The following is an 18,041-nucleotide window of genomic DNA, read 5'->3' as shown; positions in this document are numbered from 1 at the left end:
TGGTGCCGGCCGGGAAAACAGAAAATCCCAAAGGCACATGCATGTCCCTGCGTAATATCGCCATCATCGCACACGTCGATCATGGCAAGACCACATTGGTGGATCAGCTTTTCCGCCAGTCCGGCACCTTCCGCGACAATCAGCGCGTCGAGGAACGCGCGATGGATTCGAACGACCTCGAAAAGGAACGCGGCATCACCATCCTGGCGAAGCCCACCTCGGTCGAATGGAACGGCACTCGCATCAACATCGTCGACACGCCAGGCCACGCCGACTTCGGCGGAGAGGTGGAGCGTATCCTCTCGATGGTCGATGGCGTCATCCTGCTGGTCGATTCGTCTGAAGGCGCGATGCCGCAGACGAAGTTCGTGACCGGCAAGGCGCTGGCTCTGGGCCTCAAGCCCATCGTCGTCGTCAACAAGGTCGACCGTCCCGACGAGCGCATCCAGGAAGTGCTGGACGAAGTGTTCGACCTGTTCGTGACGCTGGACGCCACCGACGAGCAGCTCGACTTCCCGGTGCTCTACGCCTCGGGCCGCAACGGTTACGCCAGCGAAGATGCCCAGCGCCGCGAAGGCACGCTGGAGCCGCTGTTCCAGAAGATCGTCGATCATGTGCCACCGCCGTCGCTGGACGTGGACGCGCCTTTCAGCTTCCTCGTGACGCTGCTCGATCGCGACAACTTCCTTGGCCGCATCCTGACCGGCCGGGTCCAGTCCGGCACGGTCAAGGTCAACCAGCCGATCCACGCGCTCGACGCTGACGGCAATGTGATCGAAACCGGCCGTGCGTCGAAGATCATGTCCTTCCAGGGCCTGGACCGCGTACCGGTGGACGAAGCCAAGGCGGGCGACATCATCAGCCTCGCGGGCCTGACCGTCGCCACCGTCGCCAACACCATCGCCGACCCGCAGGTCAGCGTTCCGATCAAGGCCCAGCCGATTGATCCGCCGACCCTGTCGATGCGCTTTGCGGTCAACGATTCGCCGATGGCTGGCCGCGAGGGCAGCAAGGTGACGAGCCGCATGATCCGCGATCGCCTGGCCCGCGAAGCCGAATCCAATGTCGCCATCAAGGTGACGGAATCGGAAGACAAGGACAGCTTCGAAGTCGCAGGCCGCGGCGAACTTCAGCTCGGCGTTCTCATCGAGACGATGCGCCGCGAAGGTTTCGAGCTCGGCATCTCGCGTCCGCGCGTGCTGTTCGGCGAGGACGAAAATGGCAACAAGACCGAGCCTTATGAAACCGTCGTCATCGACGTCGACGATGAATTTTCGGGCACGGTCGTCGACAAGATGAACATCCGCAAGGCCGAGATGACCGACATGCGTCCCTCGGGCGGCGGCAAGACCCGCATCACCTTCTCCGCGCCCTCGCGCGGCCTCATCGGCTATCATGGCGAATTCCTGTCCGACACGCGCGGCACCGGCATCATGAACCGCCTGTTCGAGAAGTACGGCCCCCACAAGGGCAAGATCGAAGGCCGCAAGAACGGCGTCCTGATCTCGAACGGCGCGGGCGAAGCCAATGCCTATGCGCTGGGTCCGCTGGAAGATCGCGGCATCCTGTTCGTCGGCGTGGGCGAAGCGCTCTACGAAGGCATGGTGATCGGCGAAAACGCCAAGCCCGAAGACCTTGAAGTCAACCCGATGAAGTCGAAGGCGCTGACCAACTTCCGCGCCAGCGGCAAGGACGACGCCGTCCGCCTGACCCCGCCGAAGAAGATGACGCTGGAGCAGGCGATCGCCTATATCGATGATGATGAAATGGTCGAGGTGACGCCCAAGACCATCCGCCTGCGCAAGCGCTATCTCGATCCGAACGAGCGCAAGCGCATGTCGCGCGCCAAGGCGGCTTGATCCAGGAGGCCGGTGTCGAAGGACACCGGCCTTTTTGTCATGGGGCCCTATCAGCAGTGCATGTCCGGCGATGCGGCATGCCGACAAGCCACTACCGCTCAACTATAAACTAAGTTATAGTTAACCCATGGGGGACAAACGCTTAATCACGTTGGCGGCGATGCTGTCGGCGTTCATCGCATCCGCGCCGCTGGCAGCTCAGGCACCACGGCCCGGCGCCATGGAAACCTACAAGGATTGGACGATCGGTTGCGACAATCGCAGCCGATGCGAGGCCGTGTCACTGCTTCCCGATGGCGGTGAGTGGCCGGACAAGCCTGTCGCGCTCGGCCTGGTGCGCGAGGCGGGGGGAGCGGCCGACCCGGAAATATGGATCAGCCGCGATGCGCGGGGGCAGGAGGACGTCAGCTTTCTGGTCGATGGTCGCAAGATCGCCACGGCTGCGGGCAGGGATGGCGAAGCCCGGCTGCAAGGGCCCCAGGCGGCCGCTCTCGCCATCGCCATGGCGCGGGGCACGAAGCTTGAACTGCGATCGGCCGGTGCAGTCATTGCCCGGCCGTCCCTTGCCGGAGCGGCGGCGGCAATGCGCTATATGGACGCGCGGCAGGGGCGTGCAGGCACGCAGGCGGCGCTGGTCGCGACAGGAGCGCTGGCGGCGAATGCGGTTCGCCCGGCGCCTCCGCTTCCTTTGATCCGCCGGGCGGTCATACCGGCAGGCGCGGCGCCCGTTACCCTGTGGCGCGAAGAACTGGCGGCTGTGGGGAAATTCACGGGTTGCGCGGACGAGATGCGTGATGCGTCGCCGCCGGAACTGCATCGCCTCTCAAAGACGGAAACGCTGGTGCTGGTCCCCTGCGGCGCGGGCGCTTACAATCATTCGGCTGTTCCGGTGATCGCCACGGGCATTCCGGGACGGCGCAGCTTCCGCCATGCGGCCTTCGACTATCAACCCGGCTGGAGCGAGGATGCCGCGCATCCGACCTTGGTCAACGCTTCATGGACGCCAGAAAGCTCGTCGCTTGAAAGCTATGCGAAGGGTAGGGGCATTGGCGACTGCGGCAGCAGCGAAAGCTATGTCTGGGATGGCATCCGCTTCCGCCTGGCATCCGCGAGCGCGATGGGCGAATGCCGGGGGGCCTGGCATTGGATCACCACCTGGTCGGCCAAGGTCGTCCCATAGCAGGTCACGCCGCAGCGGCGAGGACGAGGGAGAAGAGCCCGTCGGGATCGGTCCATTGCCGCGCCGGTTCCCATCCTCCTGCACGCAGCAGCAGCTGTTCGTCGCGCGGCCCATATTTGTGGCTGCTCTCGCTATGGATGGTCTCGCCCTGCTCCATCGCGAACGCATGGCCCGCAACGTGAAAACGCAGAGGCCGCAGTGCCTCCAGATGCATTTCGATCCGGGCCTTCCCGTCATTCCATATCGCGCGATGGGCAAAGTCTTCGATCGGCAGGTCGCCTTCCAACTCGCGGTTGATGCGCGCCAGAAGGTTGAGATTGAAGGCGGCTGTGACGCCCGCTGCGTCGTCATAGGCCGCGATCAGCCGGGCAGGGTCCTTGATCTGGTCCATGCCGATCAACAGCATCGCGCCCTCGCCAAGCAGCCTGCGCATCGATCGAAGCAGGTCGACGGCCGATGACGGTTCCATGTTGCCGATGGTCGATCCGGGGAAAAAGCCGAGCCTTGGCAGATCATTGACCATATTGGGCAGCGTCAGGTCGGCATGAAAGTCGCCGACCAGCGGCAGCACGGGCAGGCCGGGGAATGCGGATGCCAACGCCGCGCTGCTCGCATGGAGAAAATCGCCGCTGATATCGATCGGCACATAGGCGGATGGATCGATCGCCCGAAGCAGATGCGGCGTCTTGCGCGCGCTGCCTGCGCCGAATTCGATGACGGCCCGGCCGGGGCCGACGGCATCGGCGAAGTCCTCGCCATGGCGTTCCAGCAATGCCGTTTCGGTGCGGGTGGGATAATATTCGGGCAGGTCGGCAATTTCCTCGAACAGTTCCGATCCGCGCCGGTCGTAGAACCAGATCGGTGGTGTCGCCTTGGGATGGCGGGAAAGTCCCTCCACTATGTCACGGCGAAAGCTGCTGTCCGCGACGGGGTTCGCGGCGGGGGCGTCGAGTGTCAGAAGCACAGGCTAGAGATCCTTGGCCAGGCGCAGGCCAGTGAACTGCCAGCGTTGATGGGGGTAAAAGAAATTCCGGTAACTCGGCCGCACATGCCCGCGCGGGGTGGCGCAACTGCCGCCCTTCAGGACGAACTGCCCGGCCATGAACTTGCCATTATATTCGCCTGCCGCGCCCTCATTGGGGCGGAAGCCGGGGTAAGGACGATAGCCACTGCCGGTCCATTCCCACACATCGCCGAACATCTGGGTAAGCGAGGCGCGGCCGTCCGTGGCTTGGGGGCGGGGACATTCAGCGCCGTCGAGTTGATTGCCGCTGGTCAGTGCAACATTCAGCGCGCCGCTTTCCCACTCCTCTTCGGTCGGCAGCCGCGCTCCGGCCCAGCGGGCATAGGCATCGGCCTCGTAGAAGCTGATGTGACAGACCGGCGCGGCGGGGTTGACCGGTTTACGGCCGTCCAAACCGAAGCGGGTCCAGCCTTGAGCATCGTGGCGCCAGTAAAGGGGCGCTTCCACGCGCTCCGCCTGAACCCATGTCCAACCGTCCGACAGCCAGTGCGCGGGATCGCGATAGCCGCCATCCTCGATGAAGGCGATCCACTCGCTGTTCGTGACCAGCCGGTGGGCCAGCGCATGCGGGTGGAGAAGCGCCCTGTGCCGTGGCCCCTCGCAATCGAACGCAAAATCGCCTTTGCCATCGTCGCCTATTTCCACAAGGCCCTGGCGTCCCTCGATCCAGTGGATGGACCCCGGAAGCGCCGCTGGCTTGGACCTTGGTGTTTCAAACAAGACAGGTTCCAGCGGGTTCAGCGAAAAGAGGTGCTGCATGTCCGTCAGCATCAATTCCTGATGCTGCTGTTCATGATGAAGACCAAGGAGGGCGAGCGACTGCGCGGGCGCAGGTAGGGTAGGGAGGGCCGCCAGCAGCGCTTCATCCACATGGGCCCGGTAAGCGAGAATATCCTCAAGCGGCGGGCGGGTCAGCATGCCGCGCAGCGGGCGGGCCTGGCGGGGGCCTTCCGCTTCATAATAGCTGTTGAACAGAAACGCGTATCGGGGATCGAACGGACGATAGCCCGGCACATGGTCGCGCAAGACGAAGGTTTCGAAAAACCAGCTCGTATGCGCCAGATGCCATTTGGCTGGCGAGGCATCGGGCATGGACTGGACGGTCGCATCGGCATCCGACAGCGGGGCACACAGCGCTTCACTTAGCGCGCGCACGTCGCGATAGTGTTGCGTCAGATCATGCTGACCCGGTGCGACCCGGCTTTTCGCCATGCTGGCCCCTTCCCATAGGCTTGTGCTGCAATCGCAAAAACAAGCGCATGGGAGGCGATTTCGGTTCCGCTGGGCAGCGGAGCTTCTTTGAAGCTAGCGCGAGGCGCCGGGCACCCATTTGACATCGGCCGCGCCATTGCCGTTGAGGCGGCGCGCCATGACGAACAGCAGGTCCGACAACCGATTGAGATAGGCGAGGGCCTGAGGATTGAGCGCGACCTCCGCCGCAGCCGCCGTAGCGCTGCGTTCGGCCCGGCGCGTGATGGCGCGGGCAAGATGGACGGCGGCCGCGGCAGGCGACCCGCCGGGCAGGATGAAGCTGTCGAGCGGCTGCAAATCGGCGTTCATCGCATCGATCTGGTCTTCCAGCCGCTTCACCTGGGTGGCGACGATGCGCAGCGCCCAAGGTTCGTCCTCCCCCTCCGGCACTGGCGTGGCGAGATCTGCGCCGAGGTCGAAAAGATCATTCTGGATCTTCGTCAGCCAGTCCGCTTCGGGTGCTGTGCCGATAGCGAGGATGGCGAGACCGATCGCGCTGTTGGCTTCATCGACATCGCCGACCGCCTGCATGCGCGGCGCATGCTTCGGCAGCCGCGATCCATCCACAAGCCCGGTGGTCCCCGCATCGCCGGTGCGGGTGTAGATCTTGTTCAGCTTCACCATCGGCGGATCAGCCGTTGCCCTTCATCAGCAGCAGGATGGCCACGATGATGACGGCCGCCGCCTGAAACAGGATGCGGTTCATCATCATCTTGTTCTGCTTCAGGCTGGAAGGGCTGGGCGTGCCGTCCGGCGCGTTCAGCTGCTCCTTGGTCGTCTGCAAAAAGGCGATGATGCCCCGGACGAGTGCAAAAAGCGTCGCTGCCATGGCAAGGACAAGCGCGATGACGAGAATGATGTTCATGGCCTGAATCTAGGCCCTGGCCAGTGAAATGCCAACCGGAAAGCGACCGCCGCGCAGATCGGCGGCAAGGACTGCGGGATCGGTGCCCTGCGCGCGCAGATCCGCCAGGGCGATCGATCCGTCGCGCTTGGCAAGGCGCTTGCCGTCGGCGCCGACGAGCAGAGGATGGTGGCAGTAGACAGGTGTCGGCAGGTCGAGCAGCGCCTGAAGCAGCCGGTGGACATGCGTCGCGGCAAACAGGTCATCCCCGCGCAGCACATGGGTGACGCCCATGGCCGCATCGTCGAGGGTGCAGGACAGATGATAGCTGGCGGGCGCATCCTTGCGCGCGAGGACCACGTCGCCTGCGGTCTGGGGCTCCGCCTCGATCATCCATCCATCCCCGGCACTCAGCCCGAGCGGGGGGAAGGGAGCGGCCTTCCAATGCAATTCACCTGTAGTCGCAATCGCCTTGGCCATATCCAGCCGCCACGCATGGGGTTCGCCTGCCGCAACCCGCCGTTCCCGTTCGGGCGAAGGCAATGCGCGACAGGTGCCCGGGTACACAGGCCCCTCCGGCCCATGCGGCGCACTGGCGCTGGCGGCTATGTCGGCGCGCGTGCAGAAACAGGGATAGAGAAGGTCCATGTGCCGCAATCTCTCCAGCGCCGCGTCATAAAGGTCGAGCCGCTCCGATTGAAAGACCAACTCGCCGTCCCACGTCACCCCCAACCAGTTGAGGTCCTCCCTTATGCCCGCGACATGCTCCGGCCGGCTGCGCGTGCCATCGATATCTTCGATCCGAAGCCGAAATAAGCCGCCATTTGCGCGGGCAAAATCCATCGCCAGCAATGCCGACCAGCCATGGCCGACATGCAGCTTGCCGGTGGGGCTGGGGGCGAAGCGCGTTACCACATGCTGTGGCGGGGAGGATTGGATCATACAGGCCCTTGACGGGTCGGGGTGGTTAATGCTGTCATGTTGCCGTCACGTTCCTGATCGATCAGGATCTGGCAATTGGGGGTTCGAGGGTTCTTATGTACCATCCCGACCTGATACGACATCCGGAAAACTGTCCGGCGCTGGTCCTGAACGCTGATTATACGCCGTTAAGCTATTATCCGCTGAGCCTCTGGCCATGGCAAACCGCTATCAAGGCGGTTTTTTTGGAGCGGGTGGACATCGTCGCCAATTATGAGCGGGAGGTGCACAGCCCCAGCCTGCAGATGAAGATCCCGTCGGTGATCGCGCTCAAGCAATATGTGAAGCCGTCCGAACACCCCGCCTTCACCCGGTTCAACCTGTTCTTGCGGGATCGCTTCGCCTGCCAATATTGCGGATCGCCGCACGATCTGACCTTTGACCATGTCATTCCGCGCCGGGCAGGTGGCCGTACGACTTGGGAAAATGTCGCCACGGCCTGTTCACCCTGCAATCTCAAGAAAGGCGGCCGCACGCCAAGGGAAGCGGGCATGCGGCTGCATGTCGAGCCGATCCGGCCGACCAGCTGGCAGTTGCAGGAACATGGCCGGGCCTTTCCGCCCAACTATCTGCACGAAAGCTGGCACGACTGGCTCTATTGGGACGTCGAACTGCTCGCCTGATGCTTGGCCCGCCGGGTCGCCAAGAGCCGGTCAGATGTAACCAGGCAGCCAGTCGAGATCCACATCCTTGCGCCTGTTCGTGTAGTGGCCGATCTCTTCCAGCCGCTGCATATCGAGCAGGGTGATGCGACCATTCGCGCGGCTGATCAGACCTTCCTGTTCCATCTGCCGCACCATCCGGTTCACATGGACGGAGGTCAGGCCGATCGCGTCGCCAATCTCCTCTTGCGTCAGTTTGAGGTCGAAGCTGTCGGTGACACCGTCATCGGTAACGCGCAGCCGGTCGAAAATGTCGAGCAGGAAGGACGCGACCCGCGCCTTGGCCGACGTGCGGCCCAAGGACGCGAGCCGGTCGGTCAGCGCCACCCTTTCCGTGTTGGACAGCAGGAACAACAGGGCTGCGACCCGCGGATATTCCTCCAGCAACCGGCGCAAGGCATGCTTGTCGAAAGGGCAGACGATCGCGTCGGAAAGCGCCACCAGTGATTCGGGCGCCTTGCTGTAGATGGTGCTGGCGGAGCCGATGAAATCGCCGGGGAAATAGACCCTCAGGATCTGCCGGCTGCCATCGGGCAGGATGACGAAACTCATCACCCGTCCCTCGCGCAACACGAACAATTCGGTCACCGTTTCATTGACGCGCTGAATCATCGCCCCGCGCTTCACCTTGCGCGGATTTTCCTCAAGTCTGGTAAGTGCGTTCTTTTCCTCGTCGGACAATGGCACATGCTTTGCGAGCCTGTCCGCGAAACAACCTGTCGCCACCCAAAGCACCTTTTATCAAATTTGTCGTTACGGTGGCAAAACGCCCCTTACGTCTTTTGGCTGCATTTTGGGGCCGCGCACTAAACTCGATTAATTTCGCTGGCCCGAAAGTGCAAATGTTTCCCCAGCGTATCCCAACGATCACATGCGGCTGCTTGGGCGCGCTGGTCGCTCCCGCCTTGCGCCGAACGCAATTAACGTTAAGAACCCAGCCGATGGACCGCATTCATATTCGCGGCGGCAAAGTGCTGAGCGGCCGCCTTCCCATCTCCGGTGCGAAGAACGCCGCGCTGACATTGCTGCCTTGCGCATTGCTGACCGATGAACCGGTGACGCTGCGCAACCTGCCTCGTCTGGCGGATGTCGACAGTTTCGGTCATCTGCTGAACCAGCTTGGCGTATCGACGATGATCGAAGGCGCGCGGCCGGAGGATTTCGGGCGGGTCATGACCATGCGCGCGGGCCGGGTCACATCGACCGAGGCGCCCTACGACATCGTGCGCAAGATGCGGGCGTCCATTCTGGTGCTCGGCCCCCTGCTCGCGCGTGCGGGCGAAGCGCGGGTTTCGCTGCCCGGCGGCTGCGCCATCGGCAACCGCCCGATCGACCTGCACCTGAAGGCACTGGAGGCTTTCGGTGCGGTGATCGAGATCAACGCGGGTTATGTGCGCGCCTCCGCACCTGATGGCGGCCTGCCCGGTGGCATCTATACTTTCCCTGTGGTGTCCGTTGGCGCGACCGAAAATGCCGTCATGGCGGCGGTGCTCGCAAAGGGAACCTGCGTCCTTGAAAATGCCGCGCGCGAGCCGGAAATCGTCGATCTTTGCAAATTGCTGATCGCCATGGGCGCGGATATTGAAGGGGTCGGGACCGACAAGCTGATCATCCATGGCCGGGACCGGCTGCATGGCGCGACCTACAGCGTCATGCCGGACCGCATCGAGGCAGGCAGCTACGCCTGCGCGGCGGCGATCACCGGGGGCTCGCTTGAACTGGCCGGGGCCTGTGCCGACGACATGCATGCCATCCTGGCCGCCCTGCGCGACGCGGGTGTTCAGGTCGATGAGCTGAAGAACGGCATCAGGGTTTCGGCAGACAGCAAGCTCAAGCCGCTGACCTTGTCCACCGCACCTTTCCCCGCCTTCCCGACCGACATGCAGGCCCAGTTCATGGCGATGCTGACGAAGGCGGACGGCGCATCCGTCCTGACCGAGACGATCTTCGAAAACCGCTACATGCATGTGCCTGAACTCGCTCGCATGGGGGCGGACATCGGCGTGAACGGCCGCACGGCCGTGGTGCGCGGCGTGGATCGTCTGGTCGGCGCGCCGGTGATGGCGACGGATTTGCGTGCCTCCATGAGCCTGATTCTCGCCGGGCTCGCGGCGGAAGGGGAGACGCAGGTCAACCGCGTCTATCATCTCGATCGCGGCTATGAGCGGCTGGAGGAAAAATTGTCGGCCGTCGGCGCGGACATCGAACGGGTAAGCGATGGCTGACGGCACGGGGCTGGAGACGGATCGGGCGGCCTTGCTGGCGCGCTATGATCTGGATGCCGGCGGCTTTCGCACGCTGGACCAGATCACCGACTTCGCCGCTGCGCTTTGCGAGGCGCCGATCGCGCTCGTCAGCATCGTTGAGGAGGAGCGTCAGCGTTTCCTTGCGCGCACGGGCCTTGATGCCGAAGAGACGTCGCGCGACGTGTCCTTCTGCGCCCATGCCATGCACGGCAGCGATATTTTCGTGGTGCAGGATGCCAGCGCCGATCCGCGCTTTGCGGAAAATCCGCTCGTCACGAGCGCGCCGCACATCCGTTTCTATGCTGGAGCGCCGTTGTTGAATGGAGAGGGAGTGCCGCTGGGCTCGCTCTGCGTCATCGATGACAAGCCAAGGGAGGACCTGACGCCGGTTCAGCGGCAGGGCCTGTTCCTGCTGGCACGCCAGGTGATGGTGGAGCTGGAGGGGCGGCGGCGCGATCAGGACATCATCGCCCGCCAGGTCAAGGATGCGGAGGCTGTGGCGGAAAGCGACCGGCTCTTCCGCACCCTGGCCGATACCATGCCGCAAATGGTCTGGTCGACGCTGCCGGACGGCTATCATGATTATTATAACGCCCGTTGGTATGAATATACCGGCGTGTCCGATGGCGCGACGGATGGCGATGGCTGGAACGGCACCTTCCACCCGGACGATCAGGAGCGGGCATGGCAGCGGTGGCGGCATTCGCTGAAAACCGGCGAGCCCTATGAGATAGAATATCGGCTGCTCCATCATAGCGGCGAATATCGGTGGACCTTGGGCCGGGCGCTGCCCATCCGCGATGGTGAAGGCAGGATCACGCGCTGGATCGGCACCTGCACCGAAATTCACGAACAAAAGCTGATGATGGAAGAGCGCGAGATCATCGCGCACGAACTTTCCCATCGGATCAAGAATATCTTTTCCGTGATCGCGGGCCTGATCGGTTTGTCGGCGCGTCAGAACCCCGCAATCCGGGTGGCGGCGGATGATCTGCGGGACCGGATCATGGCTCTTGGCCGGGCGCATGATTTCATCAGGCCGCACAGCATCGAAACCGGCGAAGACATGCAGCATGGGCGGCTGCACGGCATATTGGAGCAGATCTTCGCCCCTTATAATGACGCTGGCGGAAACCGCATCATCCTGTCCGGTGAGAATCCGGCGATCGATGATCGATCCGCTACGCCGCTTGCGCTCCTGTTCCACGAACTCGCGACCAATGCGGCCAAATATGGCGCGCTGTCGGTGTCGCAGGGGCAGGTGCGCATCGATGTCCAGCGCGAGGGCGCAGACATCTGCATCGAATGGCGGGAAGAAGGCGGTCCCCCGGTAAAGCCGTCAGACCGCGAGGGCTTTGGCAGCCGCCTCATGCAGCTAAGCGCTGAGCGGCAACTGGGCGGACGCATGGAGCGCGACTGGCGGCCCGAGGGCCTTCGTATCAGCCTGCGGATTCCATTCCGCTCCATGAGCCGGGCGAAAGTCGAAATGGCGTAAAGCCGAAAATCTCGGCTGTTTCGAGATCCCTTTGTCCCGACGCGGCAAGGCGTAACGTCTCGGCAATGCTATGCGCGCGGAAAGGCTTGGTTATCACGCCAAGGGCCGCTTCGGCAGCGGCGCCGATCTGAGCCGGATTGGCGGTGACGTAGATCACCTGGACGCCATATTGAGCGGCAAGTTCCAACCCGATGCCGGGGCCGGTCGGCCCGTCGCGCAGGTTGAGATCGACGAGCGCGATGTCGCAATCATTGGCGGCAATGAGCGCGCTTTCGCGATCAGCGGCAATCGCGCTGACCGCAAAACCTGCGTCTTCGACGATCTGCTCGATCTCGAGTGCGACGAAAATTTCGTCTTCGACGATTAAGACCTTCTTACTCATGCCTCAGCCCGCGGAACTGGAGCCGACAATGTCCAAACCGACATCTGGTTCCCAAAATCCGAAAATTTTCAGGCCGTCTCGTCAGGCTGATTGGTCCAGAGCGTCTCGAACTTGGTCCCCTGCATCAGCAGCACGCTGGCGGTATAGCCACCGTCGCCAGCCTTTCGCGCCGTATCGGTGGCGTTTTCGACTGCGGCTTCACGGGTGGCGAATGGGCCATAATAGCGGTTGTCGAGATTGATCTTCCAGACGCCCTGATGTTCCAGGACGATGTAGCGGGCATGGGGCAGGGACATGAGCTTAGAGAACCTCCGTATTATAATGATGCCAGGCCATGATCGCGGCAGCGCCCCTGTGGGGCCGCCACGCTTCGGCAAGAGCGCGGGTCTGTCGCTCGCTCGGCCGCTCGGGCAGGCCGAGGATGCGGCCCACCTCGATCTGCACGGCAAGATCGCCAGCGGGCCAGACATCGGGTCGCCCTTCGGCGAACAGCAGGTAGATTTCGGCTGACCAGCGCCCGATGCCCTTGACCTGAGTAAGGAGCGCGATCGCCTCCTCGTCATCCTCCGGCAGGGCATGCAGGTCGATCTGCCCGCTCGTGACCAGTTCAGCGAGGCTCCGGGCATAGCCCTGTTTCTGGCGCGACAGGCCGCAGGCGCGCAGTGCGTCGAAATCGCGGGAGAGCAGCTGGTCCGGCGCGCACCCCTCGCCAAGCTCCGCCTCCAGCTTGCGCCAGACGGCTGCCGCCGCCGCGACGCTCACCTGCTGGCCGACGATGGTGCGCAGCAGCGTCTCATAGCCGGGCTCCCGCACGCGGGGCAGGGGATAGCCGACGCGCGCCAGGGCAGCGGCAAAGCCGGGTTCGAGGACGGCGATCGCGTCCAGGCTGTCGCGCAGCTGCTCAGGGGTGGTGACCATGCTCTGCTTGTTTCCGGCTCTTGATTTATCGGCTCCCCCGCCTATGAGCGGCGGTGGAAATTTTAGGATCGAGGTACATGCCTAAACTGATAGTGGTCAACCGTGCGGGTGAAGAGCAGGCTGTCGAGGGCGACAGCGGCCTGTCCGTGATGGAAGTCATCCGCGACAATGGCTTTGACGAGCTGCTGGCGCTGTGCGGCGGTTGCTGCTCCTGCGCGACCTGCCATGTCTATGTCGATCCCGCCTTCGCGGACAAGCTGCCGGCGCTGAGCGAAGACGAAAACGACCTGCTCGACAGTTCGGATCATCGCAACGAAAGCAGCCGCCTGTCGTGCCAGCTGGTGATGAACGAGGATCTGGACGGTCTGCGCGTCACCATCGCGCCGGAAGACTGATCCTTCTCATCCGGGCGCCCATCACTGGTTGACGCGCAGCGTCGCCATGGGTGCCTCGCTGGTGAGCGGCGTGATCCGCCAGACGATCCGCCTGCCGCCTGCGATGGTCTGCGCGCCGTCTTCCTGATTCTGGCTGACGATTTCGGCGTCGGTGGTCAGCGTGAAGTGGCCGTCGAGCGCCTTTGCCGCATCCTCTCCAGGCCCGCTCTGCCCCATCGGCTCACGGCTCTTGTCGAAGCCGTTGGAATAGCCCGGAGCCTTCACCCGCACCCTGTCGCCGCCGCGCAGCTCGACCGCCACGAATGGCAGGACGATTTCCGCGTCGCTGTTGAAGGGGAAGAGGAAGCTGTGGGTCAGCCGCCCGCTGATCGTATAGTCGATCTCGAAGCGATGATTGCCCATATAGCGAGCGAAACGAAATCCCTTCTCCTTGGACAGGGCGGCGGCGATCGCCTGCATCTGCGCCTCGTCGCCGGATGCGCCGCCTGCGCCAAATCCTTCTTCACGGCCCTTCTGCATGGCAGTCTTGTGAAGGGCGCTATCCTTCTTTTCCGGCGCGCCATCGTCAATGGAATCCCCACTCGAGGAGCCGAACCCCTTCATGTCGGACGATATGATCTCGCCCTTATAGGTGAAGCTGAACTGCCGGTCCGCGCGGATGTCAAGGGTGGATTCGAACTTGCCCGGCGTGACCAGGCAGGCGCCCAGCATCAGGCAGCAGGCAAGTGCGCTGGCGGCGCGAAGAAAAACAGCCATGTCGTCCCCCCATTTCCGGCGCTGCCTCATCAGCGCAGCCTTGCCCTGCTACCGACTTGCGGCGGCGTACAGGGCGATGGCAGCCGCGTTGGAGACATTGAGGCTCTCCATGCGCGGGCTGATCGGCAGTTTAGCCAAAATATCGCAATGGGCCATGCTGTTATGACGCAGCCCTTCGCCCTCCGCACCGAGCACCAGCGCGACGCGCGATTCGCCGATCGCCTCGCCCAATATGGTATCCGCTTCGCCATCCAGGCCGATGCGCCAATATCCCGCCTCGGCAATCTCATCGAGCGCGCGGGCGAGGTTCACCACGCGCACCCACGGCACGATTTCCAGCGCGCCCGATGCAGACCGGGCCAACACACCCGATTCCGGCGGCGCATGCCTGTCCTGCGTTACGATGCAAAGCGCATCGAACGCCGCCGCCGACCGCAAGATCGCGCCGACATTATGGGGGTCGGTGACCTGATCGAGAACCAGCACCGGCCGCTTGTCGTCCTGTCCAGCCTCCAAGACATCGCCCAGCCACACATCGTCCAGCGGCTCGACTTCCGCGACGATGCCCTGGTGGGGTGCATCGGAGGGCACCATGCGGCCAAGGTCCGCCACATCGGCATAGACGATGGGCAGCACCGGCGGCAGTTCAAGCGCGTTCAGCGCGTCGCGCGTGCCCCAGATTTTCCGGACCACCCGGTTGGGATTGGCCAGGGCCGCGATGACGGCGTGCCGTCCGTAGAAGCGGGGAAAGTTGCCTTTGGGCTTAGCGCCGCGATGTCCTTTTTTCATGGAAGCGCTCTTTTCACATCCGGCCATTGACAGGCAAGCCTCCATTCGCCATTGAGCGCGCCTCCAGCGCGGTAAAAGGCAGTTTTGCCTGCCGCGTCAGGGCACTGGACAGGTGGCCGAGTGGTTAAAGGCAGCAGACTGTAAATCTGCCCGGGTTTCCCGTACGCTGGTTCGAATCCAGCCCTGTCCACCATATGTTCTTCCAGAACAGCCCAAGAACGTCTATAAGAACCCCGCACTTAGCGGGGTTTTTCATATGTGGGCTGTCTCGGACGTTCTCTCTTTGTTTACGGTCAGTAGGCGCGATTTTGGGGTATCCGTGGGGGTATCCCCCCAATACCCCCGCCACGATACCCCCAAACCGGAGTTTTCGGGGGTATGCTGACCGACGTTCAATGCCGCAAAGCCAAGGGCGCAGAGAAGCCCTACAAGCTGAGTGATTCTCAGGGCCTGTTCCTTTACGTCACCACGAACGGCTATCGCTCCTGGCGGCTGAAATATCGCACCATGGCCGGGAAGGAGAAGCTGCTGACGCTCGGGAGCTATCCCGAGGTGTCGCTCGTCGAGGCTCGAGATGCGCGCGACGAGGCACGAAAGGCGATCCGGTCCGGCCGAGACCCTGCGCTCGAGAAGAAGCAGGCAGCCGTGACAGCGCGCACCGACGCAGAGAACAGCTTCGAGGCTGTCGCTCGCGCATGGCACGCGCTGCATGTTCCGCGCTGGAGCAAGCACCACGCCAAGAATGTGATCGACAGCCTGGAGGATGACCTTTTTCCCGAGATCGGGAAAATGGCTATTCGCGACGTCACCGAGGCGCTGCTGCTCGATGCTCTGCGCAAGGTGGAGCGACGTGGCGCGATCGAGACTGCGCACCGCATCCGACAGCGCGCAGGAGAGGTTTTCGCATATGCCGCGGCGAACGGGATGCGGACGGGAGACCCAGCCGCGGTGATCAAAACGCTGCTGAAGCCGAAGCCGAAAGCGTCAAAGCAGCCGGCGCTGACCACGCTCGCGGAAGTGAAGGAGATGATGGGGGACATCGATAACGAGGAAGCCCAGCCGATCACGAAGCTGGCGAATCGTTTCCTTGCCCTGACAGCGGTCCGCTCGGCCGTGCAGCGCGGCGCGAAATGGTCGCAAATGGAGGATCTCGATGGAGATCAGCCGCTTTGGCGCATTCCGCCATCGGCCATGAAGCTGGCGCTGCGCCTGAAGGACGAAGAAGCCTATGAGCATCTTGTGCCCCTCTCCAAGCAGGCCGTGGATGTGCTGGAGGCCATCAGGCCGCTTACGGGCGCCCGGGAGCACATTTTTCCGAACGCGTGGCGCGGCACGCTGCCGATGTCAGAGAACGCCGTCCGCGCGCTGATCATCCGGGCCAACGGCGGGAAATATCATCGGCGGCATTGCCCGCACGGCTATCGCTCGTCCTTCTCCACCATCATGAACGAATGGCGGCGCGAGCACGGGCGGCCGGATGATCGGGAGGTAATCGATCTCATGCTGGGCCACGTCGCCGTCGACAAGGTGGAAGGGGCCTACAACCGCGCCTCGCATATGGAGCGCCGGCGCGAGCTGGGGCAGATCTGGGCGGACATGCTGCTGGAGGACACGATGCGGGCCAAAGATCTACTGTTCAGGGTGGCCGACTAGTTCATCAATTGGCGGGCGCGGTCGGCTGGGCTAAGCTGCCGCACCATATGGGGACCAGCCGGTCCGGAGTACTTATACCAGGTGAGGAGTACGTGTGCCCGATATACTTCTGAATTACTGCCGGAGCGCGCTAAACGCGCTTACATCTCAGTCAGCAGTCGCATCCTCCGTCACTCACGCTGTCTCGCTCGGTATGGTACGCGAGCAGTTGGTCCGTGAACTTCTCACGAACCATCTACCTGAGCTGGTCACCTTAGTTTCGGGTCAAATTTTCGACACCAACGATGCTCGATCAACCCAGCAAGACGCTGTGCTTGTTCTAAAATCGATGCCCCGACTTCCCTTCGCAAGCGGTATCGATCTCATCTATGCTGAGGGGGTCGTCGCTACGGCTGAGGTCAAAAGCCACTTAGCAGCAACGACAATAAGGAGCGTTGGCGAAGGCATTTCTTCCATTCGCAAGCTTCACATCCCCACGGCGTCCTATGCCGCGATGGGCGTTACACATAAGTGGCCGGTAACTAGGATCCTGAACACAGTAGTGGCCTTTGATGGATCGAGCCTTGCGAATATCGCTGCTGTTCTAGATACCATGCAGGAAGACCATCTCCCTGACATCGTCCTGACGCTTACAAAGGGAATGTTGGTTCGCAATGAGGGGCTACTGCTAAATGCGGGCACCTCGGGGCGCTACGTGCAGATAGATGATCCTGCTAAGGCGTTCATGTACTATCTTACCTTCCTCACCGAGATCACGGGCACTCTTTCGGCCAGAGGAATTAACTGGCGTGCCTACTGGTAAGTTGACGGCTGCCTACTGATTAAAAGTCAGTAGAAAACCCTTATTTTTCAATGCCTGTTTCGACATGTTACACGGTTTGTTCCCTGACGCAATACTGCGGCGTTGCGGAGATTGTCGAAATAGGACCAATGTCAGTATCCTGCCCATGAGCAACTGACAAAGCGGGGAGCGCGACGTGAAATTCGACTACTACAGAGAGATGGTGGAAGTTGTTGCGTCTCGCGACCCAGCCGACGCGCCGCGGCTCGAATGGGTCATGACCGAAGAGCACATCGCAGCGCTCCGCCAACACCTCGCTGAAGACGTAGGAGTGGACGACAGTGCCGACGAGATGTTCGGCATCCCTGTTGTCGTAGGGACCCCCAAGGATGGCGCACCGTTCGAATTGCGGGGTCGTGCTTAGCCAGCCGCTCGTGACGGAAAAATGCCGCAGAACTCATCGGCTGGCGGCCGGGGAGGCGGATCGCGGCGCGGCTTGGGCTTCGGCTCGGGCAGGACAGGGGTACTGCCGTCAAAGGTGATCCGCGCCACGGCCCCGAAGGTATCGGGCCGTTGAAATATAGCGCGAGCGATCGCAACCATGCCCGCGACACGATCAGCCTGGCTCGGCGACACGTACCCGATCTGAACTCCCCGTGGCGAATACACGCCGACTGCCCGCTTGCCACCTCGAGTCCCGCGCTCCCGCCGCAGTTCAAGAGTTTCTCCCGGCCGACACGCCGCAATCTCTGCCAGTCGCGCCGCGCCCCTTGCGGTAGGCAGGGCAGCGCCAACGACGGGAATGGATGCTACGGACGCGAACAT

Annotated in this window: 21 protein-coding genes and 1 tRNA gene; 10 read left to right on the top strand and 12 right to left on the bottom strand. The window is 62.8% G+C overall.

From position 1 onward, the window contains the following. The first annotated feature begins 41 nt into the window (after positions 1-41). Both typA and ACYU8T_RS09650 read left to right on the top strand, forming a co-directional pair. Complete coding sequence (typA, locus tag ACYU8T_RS09655; protein ID WP_097092896.1) at positions 42-1,859, top strand: translational GTPase TypA; 1,818 nt, start codon at positions 42-44, stop codon at positions 1,857-1,859. 127 nt (positions 1,860-1,986) lie between these two features. After that, positions 1,987-3,039: a DUF1176 domain-containing protein gene (locus tag ACYU8T_RS09650; RefSeq protein ID WP_461159288.1), complete on the top strand. Its 1,053-nt coding sequence runs from the start codon at positions 1,987-1,989 to the stop codon at positions 3,037-3,039. A gap of 4 nt (positions 3,040-3,043) precedes the next feature. On the opposite strand, the gene egtD is transcribed toward ACYU8T_RS09650, so the two are convergent. The 5 genes from egtD to gluQRS form a co-directional block, all read right to left on the bottom strand. After that, complete coding sequence (egtD, locus tag ACYU8T_RS09645; protein WP_461159287.1) at positions 3,044-4,003, bottom strand: L-histidine N(alpha)-methyltransferase; 960 nt, start codon at positions 4,001-4,003, stop codon at positions 3,044-3,046. Between the two features lie 3 nt (positions 4,004-4,006). Then, positions 4,007-5,275 (bottom strand): ergothioneine biosynthesis protein EgtB, encoded by a 1,269-nt coding sequence (gene egtB, locus ACYU8T_RS09640; protein ID WP_461159286.1) that lies wholly within the window; start codon positions 5,273-5,275, stop codon positions 4,007-4,009. 93 nt (positions 5,276-5,368) lie between these two features. Then, on the bottom strand, positions 5,369-5,938 hold the full coding sequence (locus tag ACYU8T_RS09635) for a cob(I)yrinic acid a,c-diamide adenosyltransferase (RefSeq protein ID WP_461159285.1): 570 nt from the start codon (positions 5,936-5,938) through the stop codon (positions 5,369-5,371). Between the two features lie 7 nt (positions 5,939-5,945). Further along, positions 5,946-6,179: a twin transmembrane helix small protein gene (locus ACYU8T_RS09630; RefSeq protein ID WP_097092341.1), complete on the bottom strand. Its 234-nt coding sequence runs from the start codon at positions 6,177-6,179 to the stop codon at positions 5,946-5,948. A 9-nt stretch (positions 6,180-6,188) separates the two neighbouring features. Then, positions 6,189-7,100, bottom strand: coding sequence for a tRNA glutamyl-Q(34) synthetase GluQRS (gene gluQRS / locus ACYU8T_RS09625; RefSeq protein WP_461159284.1), 912 nt, complete (start codon positions 7,098-7,100; stop codon positions 6,189-6,191). 95 nt (positions 7,101-7,195) lie between these two features. Here gluQRS and ACYU8T_RS09620 point away from each other — a divergent pair, with 95 nt between their 5' ends. Continuing rightward, on the top strand, positions 7,196-7,762 hold the full coding sequence (locus ACYU8T_RS09620) for an HNH endonuclease (protein ID WP_097092339.1): 567 nt from the start codon (positions 7,196-7,198) through the stop codon (positions 7,760-7,762). A 30-nt stretch (positions 7,763-7,792) separates the two neighbouring features. On the opposite strand, the gene ACYU8T_RS09615 is transcribed toward ACYU8T_RS09620, so the two are convergent. Then, on the bottom strand, positions 7,793-8,527 hold the full coding sequence (locus tag ACYU8T_RS09615) for a Crp/Fnr family transcriptional regulator (protein WP_461159283.1): 735 nt from the start codon (positions 8,525-8,527) through the stop codon (positions 7,793-7,795). Positions 8,528-8,742: 215 nt separating this feature from the next. On the opposite strand from ACYU8T_RS09615, the gene murA reads away from it, so the two are divergent. Together murA and ACYU8T_RS09605 are read left to right on the top strand one after the other, a co-directional pair. Further along, positions 8,743-10,026, top strand: a complete 1,284-nt coding sequence (gene murA, locus ACYU8T_RS09610) for a UDP-N-acetylglucosamine 1-carboxyvinyltransferase (RefSeq protein WP_097092338.1) — start codon at positions 8,743-8,745, stop codon at positions 10,024-10,026. Continuing rightward, complete coding sequence (locus ACYU8T_RS09605; protein WP_461159282.1) at positions 10,019-11,542, top strand: sensor histidine kinase; 1,524 nt, start codon at positions 10,019-10,021, stop codon at positions 11,540-11,542. The genes murA and ACYU8T_RS09605 overlap by 8 nt, the downstream gene beginning before the upstream one ends. On the opposite strand, the gene ACYU8T_RS09600 is transcribed toward ACYU8T_RS09605, so the two are convergent. The 3 genes from ACYU8T_RS09600 to ACYU8T_RS09590 all read right to left on the bottom strand — a co-directional run bounded on the left by ACYU8T_RS09600 (position 11,487) and on the right by ACYU8T_RS09590 (position 12,842). Then, positions 11,487-11,924 (bottom strand): response regulator, encoded by a 438-nt coding sequence (locus tag ACYU8T_RS09600; protein WP_097092336.1) that lies wholly within the window; start codon positions 11,922-11,924, stop codon positions 11,487-11,489. The two genes, ACYU8T_RS09605 and ACYU8T_RS09600, sit on opposite strands and share 56 nt — an antisense overlap. Before the next feature lie 68 nt (positions 11,925-11,992). Next, on the bottom strand, positions 11,993-12,220 hold the full coding sequence (locus tag ACYU8T_RS09595) for a DUF2188 domain-containing protein (protein ID WP_461159281.1): 228 nt from the start codon (positions 12,218-12,220) through the stop codon (positions 11,993-11,995). A gap of 4 nt (positions 12,221-12,224) precedes the next feature. Continuing rightward, positions 12,225-12,842, bottom strand: a complete 618-nt coding sequence (locus tag ACYU8T_RS09590; protein WP_201515618.1) for a DNA-3-methyladenine glycosylase family protein — start codon at positions 12,840-12,842, stop codon at positions 12,225-12,227. 77 nt (positions 12,843-12,919) lie between these two features. Here ACYU8T_RS09590 and ACYU8T_RS09585 point away from each other — a divergent pair, with 77 nt between their 5' ends. Next, positions 12,920-13,237, top strand: a complete 318-nt coding sequence (locus ACYU8T_RS09585) for a 2Fe-2S iron-sulfur cluster-binding protein (protein WP_097092333.1) — start codon at positions 12,920-12,922, stop codon at positions 13,235-13,237. Between the two features lie 21 nt (positions 13,238-13,258). Here ACYU8T_RS09585 and ACYU8T_RS09580 read toward each other — a convergent pair whose 3' ends face one another. Both ACYU8T_RS09580 and rlmB read right to left on the bottom strand, forming a co-directional pair. Beyond that, on the bottom strand, positions 13,259-13,993 hold the full coding sequence (locus ACYU8T_RS09580; RefSeq protein WP_461159280.1) for a hypothetical protein: 735 nt from the start codon (positions 13,991-13,993) through the stop codon (positions 13,259-13,261). 48 nt (positions 13,994-14,041) lie between these two features. Beyond that, positions 14,042-14,782: a 23S rRNA (guanosine(2251)-2'-O)-methyltransferase RlmB gene (rlmB, locus tag ACYU8T_RS09575; RefSeq protein WP_461159279.1), complete on the bottom strand. Its 741-nt coding sequence runs from the start codon at positions 14,780-14,782 to the stop codon at positions 14,042-14,044. A gap of 106 nt (positions 14,783-14,888) precedes the next feature. Here rlmB and ACYU8T_RS09570 point away from each other — a divergent pair. The 4 genes from ACYU8T_RS09570 (at position 14,889) to ACYU8T_RS09555 (ending at position 17,640) form a co-directional block, all read left to right on the top strand. Beyond that, positions 14,889-14,975 (top strand) — tRNA-Tyr (locus ACYU8T_RS09570). Between the two features lie 185 nt (positions 14,976-15,160). Then, positions 15,161-16,435: a tyrosine-type recombinase/integrase gene (locus ACYU8T_RS09565; RefSeq protein WP_461159278.1), complete on the top strand. Its 1,275-nt coding sequence runs from the start codon at positions 15,161-15,163 to the stop codon at positions 16,433-16,435. 94 nt (positions 16,436-16,529) lie between these two features. Continuing rightward, positions 16,530-17,237, top strand: coding sequence for a DUF6602 domain-containing protein (locus ACYU8T_RS09560; RefSeq protein ID WP_461159277.1), 708 nt, complete (start codon positions 16,530-16,532; stop codon positions 17,235-17,237). A 175-nt stretch (positions 17,238-17,412) separates the two neighbouring features. Then, a complete protein-coding gene (locus ACYU8T_RS09555; protein WP_461159276.1) occupies positions 17,413-17,640 on the top strand; it encodes a hypothetical protein in 228 nt (75 codons plus the stop codon). On the opposite strand, the gene ACYU8T_RS09550 is transcribed toward ACYU8T_RS09555, so the two are convergent. Next, positions 17,637-18,041 (bottom strand): HIRAN domain-containing protein, encoded by a 405-nt coding sequence (locus ACYU8T_RS09550; protein WP_461159275.1) that lies wholly within the window; start codon positions 18,039-18,041, stop codon positions 17,637-17,639. The genes ACYU8T_RS09555 and ACYU8T_RS09550 overlap by 4 nt on opposite strands.

The organism is Sphingobium sp. TomMM35A, from assembly GCF_054771735.1.
Note: the sequence above shows the minus strand (reverse complement) of the source record. Positions and strands in the feature narration are given on the sequence as shown.